The following is a 17018-nucleotide window of genomic DNA, read 5'->3' as shown; positions in this document are numbered from 1 at the left end:
TGCATTATTTTAAGATCCCGAAATACCTTTTTGGTAATTTCCTTCCTACAGCTGGAAAAATCTGATCTATTGAATTTACGGTCCTGTATAAGTCGTGTCGCGAAGAAATACACATTTTGACCAGATTCAAGGTATCCTACCCACCATCCTGTGTTCGTATTATGCTCCCTTGTCCATCCAGTTTTTGACCGTATTATAAAGTCTTTTTCTTTCTCTGTTATCATTACCTCTTTGACAATGTTCATATTTCGATTGGAAAAAGGCAAATTCCCCTCATATAATCGTTTCAAAAATTCAACCTGTTTGACAGGAGAAATACCCATTGCTCCAAAATTCCAAAAATCTTCTCCTTTTTCAGTGAGATCGGCATTTCCATAGCCGGATTCTCCTAAAAACTTTTGGTAGGTAGATCTGCCTATTTTCTTTGCAAGCTCAATAAAAGCCCAGCCTGCAGACATCTGAAAAGCTTCTTTTACTGAAATATCTCTGTAGATATCCGGACGATAGCCATATTTAATGGTATCTGTTGATCCCGGCCATTTCACCACAGCGTTTTCGGCTTTGATCGTATTTGTCTCTAATGCGATGAGCATATTGATGATCTTAAACGTAGATGCTGGTACACTTTCAACCTTGGAATCCGATGTATCGGATACAAACCAGATGTCATTTCTATTATCATAAATAGCTATAGTCCCTCTTACCCCACATTCCTTAAAATACTCCTGAATATTGGGCATTACAATTTTCGTACCTGTAGAAAATATCCCTTTTGTCTGTCCATTTACTCCAGAAACATAAAAGGCAGCTATAAACATCAACAGTGTAACTCTTAATATCATCGTTATAAAATAGTTAATAGTTATCGAAACTGAAAAATTCTTACTGTAATTCATTATTCAGTCTTCTTCAAGCCCGCACAGGATAAGTTAATAATATTTTTCTAAATCATTAACTTTGAACCACTATGCTGAAAGTAACCTGTGCGATTATACAACACCCTAACAAAATACTCATCTGCCAACGGTCGGCTTCGATGAAACTTCCATTGAAATGAGAATTTCCGGGAGGAAAGATCGAAACCGGAGAATCGAAAGAAGAATGCCTACGCAGAGAAATCAAAGAGGAAAGCCATATTGATATTAGCATACATAGCGCACTGACGATGGTAGAGCACCACTATGCTAACTTTTCGCTGCAGCTCTACCCTTTTGTATGCAACCTACAATCAGGAGAAATGAAAGCGCTTGAACATGCCCAGGCGATATGGGTAGATGCTGCTCAATTAAGGAACTACGACTGGACCGAAGCTGACATCCCTATTGTAAACGAGTATATCGCTTACACTGCATCAATTAAGTAATAACAGCTATTTGCGTACATAAAAGCCCCCTGTACATGAATATCATTGCATAGCGTAAACTGCATTCCACGAGAGGTATTGATCTTATCAATCTTTAAATCGGCAACAGTAATCCGATTGGAATAGGTAGCCAAAACTCAAGTGCTCTAACTATTGCCAATATAAATACGGACAATGTAATATCATCATGTGAACAGAAAGCTTCTCCCTTTACCCTTAGCCCCTCACCATTGACAGTCATCTGAATTTTATTGATACTGATATTGCTCAACACTAGATTCTTGCATTTTAACAGTTCTTGCTGCTATCCCTGCCCTTGTTGTTGGAATTGGTTATCTAAATAGGTGTATAATAATCCTTCGGAAGATATCTGGTATTAAATGGCGCAATTGGAAGTATATATATGCTGAAAAATGCCCTCCCAAAATGTATTTAGAAATTCTTTTGGAAGGACTTTAGTTTTCTTGCTAGGACTTTTGCATCCAGAGGATAAATAATATACATGCGCTCACTACAAATAAGAAAGAAACACCTATATAAATTAGTCGTTTGTTGATTTTCTTCAAGAACAAAATTGATAATACTGCTAGGATTAAGGAAATAAAATAGATAAATGCTATTATCTGATTTACGATCTTAAATGTTCCTACAGACATTCCCCAGTCGCCAGATAGCGCAGCAATCCTTTCAGTGGGTGAATCTGTATAAAATCCGTAATCTTTAACCATGTTATATATTGATCCAGCTCCGCTGAAAGGGCTAAAAAGCCAGATTACTAGCTGTATTAAGCATAACATAAACGACAGCGCATAAAAAACTTTTAATGCTTTCATATTTAAATATAATTATTAGTCTGGACAATCAGTGCTTAAAGAACTTAATGGTTTTTTGCCATCAATAACATCTTTGACTGCATTCCAGTCCGGTCTATAAATTTCCTGAGTTGCTGGCCCTGCGTTCCCCCCGTTGGTATTGACAAAATTCGAAACCTTCTGTTGAAAGGAAGTCCACAAGGCATCTGCCTTACCAAATGGTCCCGCTTGCGGTATTTTGAAAAAATCTGCAGCAGATTGAAAATTACTACCATCAATATTTGTCAATCGGTCAACACCCCTTGAATAAAAAGTATAAGAACCATTTGAATTCTTTACATAGCCAAATTCTCTATGTCCTGAAACTGGATGTTTCTGGTTCATTGGTTCATAAATTGTCGTAAAAGTCCAGCCTGTACTGGAATATTTACTCACAATGACTGTTCCATTATCAGGTCCTTCGATATCAATATCTATCAAAGCATTCATTGGATTACTTGAATTCCATAAATTTGTATCATCGAGCGCCCACGTTTTGTAGGGCTTAAAACTTGAATATTTTGTGTTTACAAAGCCATCAATATCTTTACGAATAAATTCTATAAACTGCTCGGGAGTTGAAACTTTACCATTGATTAATGGTAGAATGTTAACAGTAATCGGAAAATAATCCATGTTGACCACGGGACTAAATGCATCATTTATATTTTGAATGTTTGCCGTTGGATCGCCAAAATATGCATCTTTTATTCCGGCCACCTTATTCAATGTGGACTGACCAACAATAAACTTAGCAATACTTATCCATTTTTTTATTGTTTCGCATGGAATATTTGGGATTAGAGCAAATGGTTTGTCCTTGAGTTGTGCTTTTATTTGAGCTTCAGTTGGAGGTTTCGGTTCCGGAATAATTGGAGGAGTACTAGGACCGGTACCACCACCCCCGCCTCCGCCACCATCACCACCGCCGGTACCTGCACCACCACCACCTGTAGCATCTGAGCAAACCATTGTTGACCGTGTGGTACAACTTTGATCCGGACCTTCCCCTGCACAAACAGTGGAATAGATGAATTTGCATGGTGGCGGAATATGCCCCTTTTTAACCAAACCTTTCAATTTAAGAGTACTATTATAGGCTGCAGGGTTGTAAAGCCTATCTTCAATATATCCTTCGTAACTAAATTGTCCCGTCTTCCAATCCTCATATAAAAAGATCCCTGACTTTTTACTGTCCACAGGAGAATCGGGAAATACTGTTAAAATAAAAAAGCGCCATTTAGCATCTTGTTTGATGGCTTTAAGCCATATTTTATCATCAAGAGAATATTGTACGCTATCAGATGTGTATGAGAATATTTTCTTATCAGTAGTTAAGGGGATATAAGTGCTACCTTCAAAATCAACACTGTTCTGCCATTGGGGTGAATAGGCGATGTCTCTTTTCGCGGTGGTCGAACCTTTTAAATTGTTGAATGCGGCTTTAATTTCATCATTAGGAGAAATTTCAGCAACTTCCGTGTTCTTACATGATACCAGAAAAAGTATCAGGCAGAAAAAATTTAATACTTTGAGTTTCATAAAATCGGTGAATAATCAGTAAAACCATAAAAAGAATTATTAAAATCACAATAAAAGTTAAAATGATCCTAATTTTCATTTTACCATTCGTTTCAGTTTAATTTAGCAACCTTATTTTATCAAAATATACACACTCTGTATATTGAGTCATTCAATAGAAATTTTCGTGACGAGTGCCTAAACGCACATTGATTCCTTTCATTGGAAGATTTTTCTTTTCCCTCTACACTTTTGTATAATTTCCCTTAATCAAGAAAATAACGTTTATTTTTTATTTATCTTATTCACTGATTATATTACCAAATGAAAAAAAATGAGAAAACTAATTAAAGTATTCACGGAGTTATTTTTAGAATATTATCCATGGTTGAAGGAGTTTAATGCAATAATCGCTGCTAGCAAAACTGTAGTTGCATTTGTCAAATTTATAAAGAAAAGGAATCTTCTACGGCCGATTTCGGCGCTAGTCTCAGAGCTTAACGCAGCGCTAATCTATGCATTCCGCAGATCTTCAAAAGCAGTATCTCAATTAAGATTACCTAATCTCTTGCCTCTATTTTTACACAATGGTAACAGGACAGCTAAAATTACAGGCGCGATTATGCTTATAGGAATTATTGTATTAATTCCCACAAGCTTTATTGGTGCATTTCTAACTGGCTTATTGCATTTCACTGAAAAACAGAATGTTTTAGCGGCAGTTTCAGTTGCTATGCTGTATTTTAGCTTTATTTCAGCATTTGCTTATATGCAGTACAGAATTTTAAGAAGAACAGCTGTAGCTTAAGGCTCTTCGTTTCAAGTCATCAAAGTTTTCATAGGATTGTCAATACTTTAGGTTGTATTTTGCTAAAATATAGCCTAAATATTTTATTCGGTTAATATTTCAAAGAGGCTATTCAGCTAATAGCTTTGCGGCTCTCAACTTGATCTTTAAACCACGCAGCTCGGTGAGTATAGCTTGTACTTCTGATTGGGTGTAAGTGGGTCCCGGATTCACGGCCGAATTTAACGATGATAATGCTTGTTTGTTTATAGGATACCATTTCAGACCTTCGCCAGATGGATTGTAATATTGAACATAATGCGTTGTATTTGATGAAAGATTAGGAATAACAGAGACATACTTCGTTGGAATGTTGTCCCCCCCAAATGTAAACACAGCTCCACCCGAACTAACAGGGTAGCCAGCATGGCCTGTCGTCTGTATAGTGTTGCTTGAAATAGTTCCAACCATTGGTGTACCCAATAATCTAGTCCCATCAGTAGATGCTAAATAAACACCTTCTGTGCTGACTTTATTTCCATAGGGTATACTCTTTCCATATCGAATTATTAGAACTATTAGTGGTTGCGCCCCAGCTTAAACAGAGGATGAATTGTCATGATCCATAATATCACCTTTCCTGTAATTTCCTGAATTAGGGGGCTCGATGGCATAGGACTTATTATCAGCGAAAACACTAATATTGCCAGTACTCCCCTCGCCATCTAAAGATGTATCTTGAGTGATTTAACTTTGGTATTATTAAGTCCAGAGATGATGATCTTCAATTTCTTGACATTATTTGATAAGGAGACAAATCTAACATAGCTCTTGATTTTCAAGTTATTCTCTTCAGAATATCCGAAATAGCTATTGTTCATTTCACAGAAAACGTTGTTCAAATCATCAAAACATTATTTCTCCCAACAACTTATACAAAGAACTACGCCTAAATTACCAATCTGTCTCATTATGGCCGGCTCAAATTCCATATTGCATTGTTGCTCATATTCATACATATACCAAAAACTGATACTATCCTCCTTAATCCCAATTTCTTTTAATTGCTCTAAATTTGCTTCTATAATTGAAACAAATTTGTTAAGCGCATAAAGATATTCCGAAGAATCTTCCTCAATTATCAGATGCCAATCCTTTTGAAAATCCCTATCGGACTTCCCTAAGATATGTTCGATCTTTTGTTTTTCATTAACATTGCAATTTATTTGCAGTTCGTAATAACTAGCCATATTATTTTAAATATTCAGTTGCTTTAAGATGTGTCTGGAACGATTTACCCTTAAAAGGTCCTGTTCCTGTTAATTGAATCTTATCTCCTATTACCTCAATAGGTGGATTAAAACCGTTAATTTAACAAAATCTTCAAGTGACTGAGAATATTTCCTTTATAACAGGGCGAAAAAATGCTCAGTCTACCGCAATTTTGTTACAGGATGATGTAATCGGGTAAATCAGAATACTCATCTGCCAACGGTCGGCTTCGATGAAACTTCCATTGAAATGAGAATTTCCGGGAGGAAAGATCGAAACCGGAGAATCTAAAGAAGAATGCCTACGCAGAGAAATCAAAGAGGAACTCCATATTGATATTAGCATACGTAGTGCACTTACGATGGTAGAGCACCACTACTGATTGTAAATAATTCGTAAATTGGAATTATGAAGAGAAAATTGTTGGTAAATTTATTTATAGCACTAGTAGTCTTCCCAGTTCTTTTTTTGCTAAAGAATCTTAAGAATATAGTCACTGAAAATTATCAATATTATGATAGTTATTATGATTCGTTAGGTTCTTATTTAAAAGTATTGATACACCCGCTAAATTACCCATTGGTTCCTATACTTTTTTTAATTACAGTACTATTGCCATTTCAATTACTAAAGGATTGGCATTTTAAAAAGAAAAATAGAGATATGCCATTTCTTGCGAAAGTCGTTTTACTAATTGCAATTGCTTTATTTTGGATGATGTTACTTCCTTTTGTAACAATTCATACTTTTTTTATTAATCCTTTTGTATCACTTGGAATTGTTATAAGCTGTATATTAATCACCTTTATTTTAAACGTTTTAGTTGATCATGTAGAAACCAACAAAATTTAGGTAGATTCTAAACAGGGCTCAATATTGGATGAAGAATCCCAGTGTGCCAAGAATTTAGTTACAGAATTAATTAAGAATGGTGGGGTGATTTAAGAAATCAACCCACTATAGACTTGGCTAATCTATTTGGTTCTAATAGCCGTAAGCCAATGAGTGGTGCTTCTTCCGAAATAGCTATTGTTCATTTCATAGCCTAAAGCTCAGTCATTCAATTGCCTAACATGAGGAAAATGTTAAATCGAAAATTCACCTTGACAAGTTGCTAATATTATTAGTAATTTTACTTTATGAAACCACTTGAAGTTCACTGTAGAAATCGTGTGCTATATGTTCGTATGACCATAGATGATAAGAGTATGGGTATGAAGGATTACTATTTGTATGACAAAAACGGGAAGTCTTTCTATATATTCAGGCGATCACAGGGCGAATGGGAATTAGCATATGGCGTACTGGCACACGACATTAAGGAGGCCTGCATCGATGCTCTTATTCGTCGGTTTGACCATGATTCGCCAGAGCTATTCTACAGCAATGGCAAACGCAATGTTGTCCGTATAAGCGTAAAGAAAGGGGGTATCTGGCATATTTATGTCAACAATGTTTATGTAGCATCTATTCAGTATGACCTGTTTGCAAAGAAATTTGAATATTACCTGGACGATAATACACCACTAACGAAGGATCATATCGAAAAATATATCAGAATGATTGAGCGTGGCGAAATTCAGTGGAAGAAAGAACGATGAAAAGTATACTATTCCGCTGCTTGATTGATGGAGAAGTGAAATAAATGGTGAATGGATTATGCATTGCGACAATCGAAGCTGGCTTACCTCCGATGAGCTGACTATTTTTATTGTGCATTTTGAAGCTGAGCTCGTGTATGAGGAAGAGATACAAATAAAAAGAGCTTCCCTCGAACCGGCAGAGGGAAGCAATTTGGCTGATGAGCTGGTCTGCATAGCCGCAAACTATATGTAGCTTGTCTTTATATAAAGGTAAGCATGCTATCTGAAAAGTTTATTGTTCATTTCATAGAAAATGTTGTTCAAATCATCACTTTTTATAGATTGCAAGCAGATATCAAACTTGACTATACACACATTATTGCTGGTCTATATAGCCTGTTATTTTCATCTGATTTAATATTTCATTAACCTTAGCTTTGGTCGCATTGGTCAAAGTTAGGTTGCTTGTAGGATCACTCGCATCTGGGACCATAATATCACCAACCGCATCAGTACTATAATCAAATATAAATTTATTAGCTGCAAGATTTCGGACCTTGTTGTAATAACTGTCATCAATAGAATTCCATGCAATGGTATTATCTATTGTATCTGGATAATCTTCGATCCCATATTTAATTCTCTTAGCTTCTCTTAGCTGGGTCATCATATACTTACCGTTGGCAGCATTACCACCAAACTTGTTTCTTATTTTGATAAGTAAAAATACGTTCCTCTGTACCTTTTGTTTTATTATGTAAGAGGAAAAGAGCATTCAGGGGACAATCGCTAAATTCAACAGATATATCATTCGCTTTTTTTTCACCAAGCGATCGCCATACACCATTATTCCAATACATTAACTGGTATTCATCCCCCAGCTCAATGTCATTCCCATCCCCTCTCATAAAACATATTACTCGATTGATTTCCACAGGTTTTTCATAGGACATCCCGACCCAACTCCCCGATCCTTCAGGTGCATCAAAAAAAGTTAGTAAATCACGATCAAAGGCGGCTCCCTTTTCATATTTCTTTTCTGGAACAAATGCTCCTTCAGTACCAATGATCTGCCCTACCGCTGGTCTTTTATCACCATTTTTATAAAAGAATAATTCAGCAATATTGGAATGCCCATTTTCGGCGGATAGCACTCTCCAATATTGAAAGATTTGACGTTGTTTATTGATTTTGATATCCGTATCAAAATTATCAAATACATGAAAAGTAACCGCATCACTAAAATCACTTTTGTTAGCCCCCTGAATTTTCATACCGAGCTTTCTCAAATTCGAAACATATACATTTTCTAATATGGGGTATTTTCTAAACAGCTGTAAACCTTGCTTTTTAGTGGTATCGGGTTGTATCAGCTCTATCGTTCCGTTGAGATGATGAATAAAGGGTGTTCCAATCGCCTCTACGCCGAGATCAGCTTGTCTTACTGGTAAAAATAAGGCGTCTTTTCCAATATTCTTAAAATAGGCAGTTCCATTATTATTTTTGGCAAAATCCAAGATTTTCCATTCTGCATTATCAAATACCGCTAAATAAACATATGGATCGTCGGAGTTGACATTCACTTTAATATCAGCAGTTTCCATATATTTGTCAGTTACATCTCGAATATAGGGCGTTGAAAAAAGCACTGGGACCCTATTTTTTTGATTTTTTATCAATTCCTCAATGTCCTTATTTATTTTATATGTCTTTCGGTAGACTTTGACCATAATATGGTCTAACTTATGAGGACTTCCTACCTTATCTCCTGCAGCCTCGAAGACAACTTCTTTTTTAGTATTGTTAAGTAAAAAATTCCAAGAATGCCCCTGGCTTCTAAATGGCCATTGCGGAGTAAAATCCATTCCTGAAGGGATACCGTTGGCTCTCATGACAGCATTTGCTAAATAGGTGTAACTATCGCATGGACCTGAAGTAATCTTGGCTAATGCTCTCATACTTATGATCGTATAATTTTGGCTAGAATTTAGCTGAGGACTCATGTCTTGTCTTAATGTCTCATTCAGGATGTTACATGCGGTATATGAGCTTCGGGACGGTAAAGATGTGTATTTTAAGTTAGCTAATTTTTTATTATATTTTTCATAAAAATATTCCTTCCAATTATCCAATATTTGACCATCATAGACCTTATATGGTAGAATAAACTCACAGAATTCATCAAATGATAGATGTCGACCCCAATTATCATTTTGCCAAATTTTAAATGAGTTTTCAATATTGTTAATGAGGAATTTGGATGTGATTATTTTAGTATCATCGATTCGTTCGAAAGGAAGCTTCTCGTACTTCGCTAGCATTTCTCTGTAAATGCTATCTCTTAAAGAATTGGACAGCTCTGATACACTATCCATCACTGTCTCAATACGATGTAACATGCTGTCAACATCCTTATTTGATTTATAAGAATAATGATAGGTCATATTCTCTAACAGATATCTGGCAGATCGATATTTTAAGCTATCCTTATCATGTTTTGAATAATAATCCAAAACGTATTCAAGTTCTGGTCTATTTTTACCAGCGCTCTTTAAGGCATTTTCCAGATTTGTATCTGCGGATTGAGAGCATGCATAGCATAATACGATAACAAAAAATAGGAGAAACTTCATGATAAAACGGTTAAATCAATTGATAAAAAAAACTAATCGAGAATTATACTCGGATCATCTATTCAACGAGCACAACAGTACATTTACCAAACGCTTGGTCTAAAAATTACTCATAAGACCGTCTTTCAATAGTGTCAGCCTAATCCTGGAGGAGACAAATAGCGCAGCCATGAAAGCTAATACAATCGCAACGCAGCTCAAAAAGAAATCATTGCTGAAGATGGCTAAAAGTTTATCCTTATAAGATACGTTTGTCATGCAATAATAGAGTGGAACGCCTAAACAACCTATAAGTATCAGAAAAGAGGCTACGATAATAATGGAGTCATATCTTTTATCAGATTCTATTTTTGCCATTTCAAATTTATTTATTTCTGACATGACGGCTGTAGTCAATTGAGGCCCGGGGATAATAGATTCTGCCATCAAATGTTTCAATTGGGAATGGGCAAATTTTATCTCTTCCAGTTTATCGGCCAACGTTTTATTGACAGCGCATTCTTGTAACAAATCGCTTTTTTGTTGCTCGGAAAGATTTCCATCGACAAACTTCCAAAGCATATTTTCGGTGTACTCGTTTTCAGACATATTGTGCAAATTTATATTAAAAGTTTTTTTAATCGGGTTCTAGCTCGATGCAGTCGGGTTTTAACTGCGCTATTCTTGAGATTTAAAATCGTGCATATATCGTCAATAGACTGTTCATTTAGATAATATAATGTGATAATCAAGTTGTCGGCTTCATCGAGGTCGGATAGTGCTTTTTTAAATGCCATATTTAACTGCCCTTTATCTAGCCACTCAACTTCGGCCTCTTCTTCATAAATTTCATTTGAATAGTGTTGCTCAAAATCTTCAACTAAAAATAATTTTGACGCTTTTCTATTGGCAGAAATTGTGGTGGTATATGCCACTCGATACAACCAGGTACTAAATTTAGACTTGAACTCAAATTTATGTAGGTTTTTATAAACCTTGAGTAAAATATCCTGTGTAATCTCTTCTGCAAATTCCCTATTACCGGTAATCTTGATAACTATTTGAAAAACAAACGAACTATACCGGTCTATTAAAATCGAAAAAGACATAATATTTCCATTAAAAACTTCCTCAATAAGTTTTTCGTCACTCGTTTTATTTGTATCAGATACCATTTGTGTTAATACATGATTCTATCAAACATCTCTTCCTTGATTTTTATCTTAGGAATAACTGCTTTCTTTAAATACGCTGGTATCTCACTTCTACTTATTTTTGCACCCGCAAATTCTTGCTGCAGGGAATCAGATGTGGATCGTTTCTCGACCTTAGTGGCAAACCAGGTGACGTGATCATGTGGCAATGCGATTCCCAAAATCATTCCTGGAAGACCATTGAAATGCTCAGGGCCACCGGATAACGCAATATCTTCAGTGTAAAATGCCACAACATAGATCGAATCGCCAAATACGCCATTAGCTCTAATACAATCATATCCAGCTATTTTCCGTGTTTCATCGGTCAATTTCCATTTAATCACCATTGGCTCTTCATCCATATTAATTTTCTTGTCAAAAATAGTCATAGCTGAACTAGTATGTTTTTGGTCTAAGTCAGTAAAAACAGCATTTTGCGCAGTAATTTCGCTTAAAATGTTTTTGCTTTCAAAGTAGTCTTCGGGTTTGTACAAAGTATTATTTCCTACATACTCTAATGAAAAATGAAAAGTATCGAATGGCTCTGTCATCTTAGTAAAATTCTCAGCCAATCTTTTACCCGGAGGGGTCTGAATATCGAACATATTTTTAAATTGTGCATGGTTATTCACCTTCTTTTGGAAATGAATGATACCTGATGTCGAAACGGTTTGCTGCCCATGGGAGTCGCCAAAGAAGAAAAGAAGGGCGACAGTAATTAACAATATTCTTTGAAAGTTTATCATATTATTTTTGTTTTTTTATTACATGTTGTGATTCATCTTAATTCCCCATTTTGTTAATCTCCCAGAGCAAACCCAGCGAAAAGTTTCTTCCGATTGCGGAGTAGGTATTTTCAACAATCAAATTATTATTTACAGATCTTGAAAAACCCTTATTTTGATTCAAAATATCATTAGCTGAAACTCTGACCACCAAACTTTGATTTTTAAAAAATGATCTAGCAGTGGAGAAATTTATGATAAATCGTTCCAACTTATTACTAAATATATTGATGGGCTCCTGATAATCGTAAGTGCTATTTAATGAAAGCTCATATCTCTTGGATGGATAAAACAAAAGTTCAGGAACAATTAAATATGTCCAATACTTGGAATTGAGATTCTCGTCCAATGAAGATTTGATCGTATTATATTTTGTATTAAATAAAATTGAAATATCATATTTTTCGGGGTTTCTTTTTGAAAATTTCAATGAGAAATTAAGTCTTTGCACTTTATTTTCATTCAAAACTTCATTAATATAATTGGCAGTGTGGGCAAAACCATAACCAATATCACTATTAATTTTAATATCAACCGGCGACAGTCGAAAAGAATAAATAAGGTAGCTGTCGAATGATTTTTGTTGAATATCTGAAAGATTAGCAAACTCATAAATACTTTTACCAACTGAATCTGTCGTAATTTTCGGAACTATCGAGTGTTGTTCCACTGCATAAAGGCCATTTAATAGGATGGTCTTATCTTCCATTAATATATAATCCCTATAATTTAAATTAAATGATTGCTTAAATGCGGGCTTAAGAGACGGATTTCCCACAAAAACATTCAAAGGATCGTCATTTATCTGCATTGGCTGAACCTGATTTATATTAGGCTGTATAGTGCTGCCGTTATAGGAAAATAAAATTCTATTTTTTCTCCGAAATATATATTTAGTCTCGAAATTTGGATACCAATTGACAAACTTTCTATTGAGATTATTACCATCGAAAAAGTCTTCCTGATCTTGCTGATTGAGCTCGACACCAGGAGCAATTTTCACCTGGATATGGGCTTTTGAATATTCAAACGACGACCTTAATTTATGGGTATTTTGTTTAAGCCTGTATTTTATCGCATTATGAAAGCCAGACGACGTGCTGTCAATATTGAAAATTTCAGTAGAATTATCAGATTGTTGCGATGATAACTCATATTCAGATATTAAAGTTATTGTTTTTCCAAATTGATTTATATATGCAATCTTTCCACCATATTGTCCTGTAGTTCTAGTGTTAAATCGACGTTCGTTCAGCTTAATCAGCTGCTCTTCTTCAGCAGAAAGATTATAAAATATATTCTTTGCATACAGATTACGTTCATCCTCTGTCCTAGTATTCGAGGTGTTTAGGCGAATGGAAATAGAACTCTCTTGACTGAATTTCCTATTCCACACGAAGAAACCATTAAAACTGGAACCTTTTCCATTTAGATATATATCCCGTTGGCTCTCATTCATTTTAATTCCACTTTGTCTTACACTGCTATCCGAAAAAACGCTTTGAGCATTGTTTTTACTTTTCATCCCTTCTAGGAATAAATTGAAAGTGTTGGCTGAATCTAGCGCCATTTTAATTCTCAAGTCGGCCTTATTTCTTAAATTATTTGTATTGAATTCTTCTTTAGAGAAACGTGTGAAACTGTTGTCAGGTTGAATGTTCTCACTAGTAGAATTTTCAAAACCTCGCGTATTATAATCTGCGATTTTGTAATTGGCATTTATGTAATACTTTTTGTCCACAAAATTTTCATCAAAATGTGCTCCCCCAGTTTTCACTGTTGGAATTCCTTTACCACCGAAATTGCCTCCGCCGCCATCAAGCTCGTCGATTCCGAATTCACTGTTACTAAAATTGCTTTTATCTTCCCAACCCAACCCTGTGATTCCGTTATTACTTAATATACCGTAGCCCGCAAGCTTGCGTTTTGAACTGAATGAATTTAACATTGCTTGGGAATCATATATTTTCGGGGCACCCCCAGTTATCTGCATTTTGCCGAAGTATCCATTTTTCTTATTAGCTTTTAAGGTAACATTAACGGTTTTCTCTTTTTTACCAAAATTATTTCCGCCAAGTTCAGTTTGTTCGCTATCGCCATCATACAATTGAATTTTTTCGACAATATCTGCACGGATATTCTTAGTTACCAGAGTTGGATCATCTCCGAAAAATTCCTCTCCTTCCAATAGCACTCTTTTTACCTTTTCTCCATTGGCCGTAATATTGCCCTTCTTGTCAACCTCAAAATTTGGAAACTGACGTAATAAATCTTCAACTCGTGCGTTTTCTCGCACTTTAAAACTGTCAGCCTGGAATTCTAATGTATCTCCCTTCAGTGTAATGGCTGCGATCTTTTTCGACTTGACAAGCACTTCTTCAAGCTTTATGCTTTTCTTTTCGAGTTTTATCAATTCCAGGGATGGTATACTTCCAGCGCTTGTAACGTTTAATCTCGTTTTGTATGCTGTATACTGTAGATGGGAAACAGATAGTAAGTAGTTACCGGGGCTCAAGCTTTTTACTGAAAAACTACCGTCTTCCTTTGTCCGAGTACTATTAATCAATATCGAATCTTTAGATCTAAGAATAGTAATAGAAACATTGCTTAAAGGAGCGTTATCAACGGAATCAACAACTTTTCCTTTAACCTCGGAGTGCTCTTGTGCAAATAGGTTTCTATTTGACATAGTGAAAATTAAGATGTAAAGTAAAAGCAAACATATAACCCGCGATATTAATCCCCTTAGCATATTCTATTTCAAGCTTTTAAAATAATAGTATATAATTAAAAGAGCGATTCCGCAGAAAAATGATACGCATAAAATATATAACAATGCGCCAGGTATAATTTCGACATTTATGTATGGTCTTAAAATCAAGCCAACTGTAACACCAATACATATCCCCAATAAAATTAATCCACTTGAAAAATATCCAGATATATTAGGTTCTTGTTTTGAATATTGATTTCTGCGGATAAGAAACATGTTTTCCCTATGTTTCAGATACCTGACTCCGAAAATTGAAATGAGTACACTTATCGCCACCGCGATCCAAATTAACTGTTGAAAGTTCATAATCTAAATTTTTAATCTTACTTTTCTTGTTAGACGCAAGAAATAAATATCGGTTACCCTATTTTTTTAAAAAATTATTAAAATTTGAAAAATCCGGCGCTTTAATTCCGGGGTGTTCTTAAATACCGATTAACTTCTTTCAAAATCTCCTCTGTGAGGCTTGTTCTAATTTTAATTTTTGAATGCATAATTTCTGTTGCAATTTTTCTGCTTTCGTCCTCCAAATTATTATCGTAATACAACTTAAAGCGTAGGTATTTTGGATAAAGATGGGAAGGGTTGATAAGCATTGCCTTTTGATAAAAAAAGTCACTCCTGTCAATATTTCCCTCTTCTTTATAAAGGTTTCCTAAATTTATATGAACCATAGGGTTATAGTCGAACGAAAGAGCAGCTATAAAAATATGCTTAGCCTTAGCTAGCTTTTTATTCAATAATAGACATTTGCCATAATTCAGAAGGTAATCTGGGTTACCAGATTGAGAATCTGCTAGCTTCTCAAATATAATTTCTGCTTTTATCGGATCATTGTTGACTAGTAAAGTTTCAGCTTCTAACAAGCTGATTTGATCCTTTCGCATATGGAATGCCTTTGAGCATAAAAAGACGCTAACTCCGACGAGCAGGAAAACAATGGATAACGAAAAAAAGCGATTTAGTTTAATTTCTTTATAATCACTGTTGGCTATGACAATCGCTAATAAAAATGTAAATAGAAAAAGGGTCGGTAAAGAATAGAAGGGATAGGAAAATAATCCTGTTATTAAAATGGAAACTATCGAAAAAAAATAACCCAAGGTTTCGCTACCCTTATAACTTTTTATATATCTCAGAATAACAATTGATAGTATAATAATAAAAATGAGGAAGCCTATTATTCCTTGCTCCAAAATCATTTCCAAATATTCATTATATGATATTTTGACATATCCTGCAATATCTCTTACACGTAGATCACTCAAATATTTTTCATTTAAAAATTGTGGATATTTTTCAAAATATGCTACCTGCCACTTGGTATAATTGAGCTTAAACGAACCATAACCTGTTCCGAAAAACGGATTTCGAGAAATTATGTTGGATGATATCTTCCATATCAATAGTCGGCCATCAGAAGAGGCAACTTTATACTTAATTAAATAAAAAAATATAGCTACGACAAAAGTGATACTTACCGGCAGTACTGTTAGATAAGTTCGTCTTCCAATATTCTTCAGCTTATCGGTAATTTGATAACGATGAAAAATCATAACTGTTGAAATCAATAAGACAGTTATAAGGGATGCTCTATTCTGAGTAAGAACCAAAACCCCAGCAGTGAAAAGAACATTAACAATCGAGAGTGTTTTTAAGGAACTATCATTCTTATAAAGTAAAGCTGATAACGAGACGGGAAAAATAGCGCAAAGAAACAATGCCAAAGGCGCTGGATTTTTAAAAGTGCCTGTAACCTTAAAATTATCGTCAAAAACAGGAAAATATCCCAGATATTGTAGCAGCACTATGATCAGTTGAAATAAAGACAACAAGATTAGTGCACGATTGAAAATCCCTTGGTATTTTATTTTTCTGCAAAAGGGTATTATGATCCTGACAAGAAAATAAAATAAAATGGCGAGCGAAAATGTGTAAAATTTATCATTATATAATATATCAAAGTATACTACGCCGATTGTTAAATATAAGAACCATATTGCCACGACAAGGTCTACTACATTTATACTAGGAAGGTTAAACTTTCGAAATCCCTTAAGTGCAAGTAGAAATACAACTAAAATTATACATAATACCATCGAAAATGTTGCGTTAGTCACTTTTTCTGAATTTAGATAGAAATCACCATGACTTGAAAAAGAAAGTACTAACGAATAAAGTACCAATGTAGGAGCAATAATGTATATAAGATTCAATAAAGCTGAATTTGAATATTGTTTCAACATAATGATAGAATAGATATTGATTGATTATA

Annotated in this window: 17 protein-coding genes and 2 pseudogenes; 6 read left to right on the top strand and 13 right to left on the bottom strand. The window is 34.9% G+C overall.

Features of this window, described 5'->3' with window-relative positions; translation table 11 throughout:
- The coding region (locus HPC41_RS01185) for a penicillin-binding transpeptidase domain-containing protein (RefSeq protein WP_425501167.1) at nt 1-818 on the bottom strand (818 nt) is incomplete at its 3' end.
- 251 nt (nt 819-1069) lie between these two features.
- On the opposite strand from HPC41_RS01185, the pseudogene HPC41_RS25210 reads away from it, so the two are divergent.
- Nucleotides 1070-1363 (top strand): annotated as a pseudogene (locus HPC41_RS25210) ((deoxy)nucleoside triphosphate pyrophosphohydrolase); the annotation flags it as partial.
- A 94-nt stretch (nt 1364-1457) separates the two neighbouring features.
- Here HPC41_RS25210 and HPC41_RS01175 read toward each other — a convergent pair.
- The 3 genes from HPC41_RS01175 to HPC41_RS01165 all read right to left on the bottom strand — a co-directional run bounded on the left by HPC41_RS01175 (nt 1458) and on the right by HPC41_RS01165 (nt 3756).
- Nucleotides 1458-1634: a hypothetical protein gene (locus tag HPC41_RS01175; RefSeq protein ID WP_172392193.1), complete on the bottom strand. Its 177-nt coding sequence runs from the start codon at nt 1632-1634 to the stop codon at nt 1458-1460.
- Nucleotides 1635-1830: 196 nt separating this feature from the next.
- On the bottom strand, nt 1831-2196 hold the full coding sequence (locus HPC41_RS01170) for a hypothetical protein (protein WP_172392192.1): 366 nt from the start codon (nt 2194-2196) through the stop codon (nt 1831-1833).
- A 15-nt stretch (nt 2197-2211) separates the two neighbouring features.
- Nucleotides 2212-3756, bottom strand: a complete 1545-nt coding sequence (locus HPC41_RS01165) for a hypothetical protein (RefSeq protein ID WP_172392191.1) — start codon at nt 3754-3756, stop codon at nt 2212-2214.
- 313 nt (nt 3757-4069) lie between these two features.
- On the opposite strand from HPC41_RS01165, the gene HPC41_RS01160 reads away from it, so the two are divergent.
- Nucleotides 4070-4543 (top strand): hypothetical protein, encoded by a 474-nt coding sequence (locus HPC41_RS01160; RefSeq protein ID WP_172392190.1) that lies wholly within the window; start codon nt 4070-4072, stop codon nt 4541-4543.
- 108 nt (nt 4544-4651) lie between these two features.
- On the opposite strand, the gene HPC41_RS01155 is transcribed toward HPC41_RS01160, so the two are convergent.
- Nucleotides 4652-4993 (bottom strand): hypothetical protein, encoded by a 342-nt coding sequence (locus tag HPC41_RS01155; RefSeq protein ID WP_172392189.1) that lies wholly within the window; start codon nt 4991-4993, stop codon nt 4652-4654.
- 443 nt (nt 4994-5436) lie between these two features.
- The gene (locus tag HPC41_RS01150; protein WP_172392188.1) at nt 5437-5772 is read right to left on the bottom strand and encodes a hypothetical protein; all 336 of its coding nucleotides are present in this window, start codon (nt 5770-5772) and stop codon (nt 5437-5439) included.
- Nucleotides 5773-6062: 290 nt separating this feature from the next.
- On the opposite strand from HPC41_RS01150, the pseudogene HPC41_RS25495 reads away from it, so the two are divergent.
- The 4 genes and pseudogenes from HPC41_RS25495 to HPC41_RS01130 all read left to right on the top strand — a co-directional run.
- Nucleotides 6063-6176, top strand: a pseudogene (locus tag HPC41_RS25495) (DNA mismatch repair protein MutT); the annotation flags it as partial.
- Between the two features lie 26 nt (nt 6177-6202).
- Nucleotides 6203-6646: a hypothetical protein gene (locus HPC41_RS01140; protein WP_172392187.1), complete on the top strand. Its 444-nt coding sequence runs from the start codon at nt 6203-6205 to the stop codon at nt 6644-6646.
- A 287-nt stretch (nt 6647-6933) separates the two neighbouring features.
- Nucleotides 6934-7395 carry a hypothetical protein gene (locus HPC41_RS01135; protein ID WP_172392186.1) on the top strand — a complete coding sequence of 154 codons (462 nt, stop codon included), beginning with the start codon at nt 6934-6936 and terminating at the stop codon, nt 7393-7395.
- Between the two features lie 58 nt (nt 7396-7453).
- Nucleotides 7454-7630, top strand: a complete 177-nt coding sequence (locus HPC41_RS01130) for a hypothetical protein (RefSeq protein ID WP_172392185.1) — start codon at nt 7454-7456, stop codon at nt 7628-7630.
- A 123-nt stretch (nt 7631-7753) separates the two neighbouring features.
- Here HPC41_RS01130 and HPC41_RS01125 read toward each other — a convergent pair whose 3' ends face one another.
- The 7 genes from HPC41_RS01125 to HPC41_RS01095 form a co-directional block, all read right to left on the bottom strand.
- Nucleotides 7754-8047: a hypothetical protein gene (locus tag HPC41_RS01125; protein ID WP_172392184.1), complete on the bottom strand. Its 294-nt coding sequence runs from the start codon at nt 8045-8047 to the stop codon at nt 7754-7756.
- Between the two features lie 19 nt (nt 8048-8066).
- Complete coding sequence (locus HPC41_RS01120; protein WP_172392183.1) at nt 8067-9821, bottom strand: transglutaminase domain-containing protein; 1755 nt, start codon at nt 9819-9821, stop codon at nt 8067-8069.
- A 288-nt stretch (nt 9822-10109) separates the two neighbouring features.
- Nucleotides 10110-10598 (bottom strand): anti-sigma factor, encoded by a 489-nt coding sequence (locus tag HPC41_RS01115; protein ID WP_172392182.1) that lies wholly within the window; start codon nt 10596-10598, stop codon nt 10110-10112.
- An 11-nt stretch (nt 10599-10609) separates the two neighbouring features.
- A complete protein-coding gene (locus tag HPC41_RS01110; protein WP_108633442.1) occupies nt 10610-11164 on the bottom strand; it encodes an RNA polymerase sigma factor in 555 nt (184 codons plus the stop codon).
- Nucleotides 11165-11169: 5 nt separating this feature from the next.
- The gene (locus tag HPC41_RS01105; RefSeq protein ID WP_172392181.1) at nt 11170-11931 is read right to left on the bottom strand and encodes a GLPGLI family protein; all 762 of its coding nucleotides are present in this window, start codon (nt 11929-11931) and stop codon (nt 11170-11172) included.
- Nucleotides 11932-11968: 37 nt separating this feature from the next.
- On the bottom strand, nt 11969-14659 hold the full coding sequence (locus HPC41_RS01100) for an outer membrane beta-barrel protein (RefSeq protein WP_172392180.1): 2691 nt from the start codon (nt 14657-14659) through the stop codon (nt 11969-11971).
- A gap of 491 nt (nt 14660-15150) precedes the next feature.
- Entirely contained in the window at nt 15151-16989 is a 1839-nt protein-coding gene (locus HPC41_RS01095) for an O-antigen ligase family protein (RefSeq protein WP_216660621.1), read from the bottom strand.
- Nucleotides 16990-17018: the final 29 nt, after the last annotated feature.

This window comes from Sphingobacterium prati (assembly GCF_013167215.1).
GTDB lineage: Bacteria > Bacteroidota > Bacteroidia > Sphingobacteriales > Sphingobacteriaceae > Sphingobacterium > Sphingobacterium prati.
The sequence above is the reverse complement of the archived record's forward strand: the minus strand, read 5'-3'. Positions and strand labels throughout refer to the sequence as shown.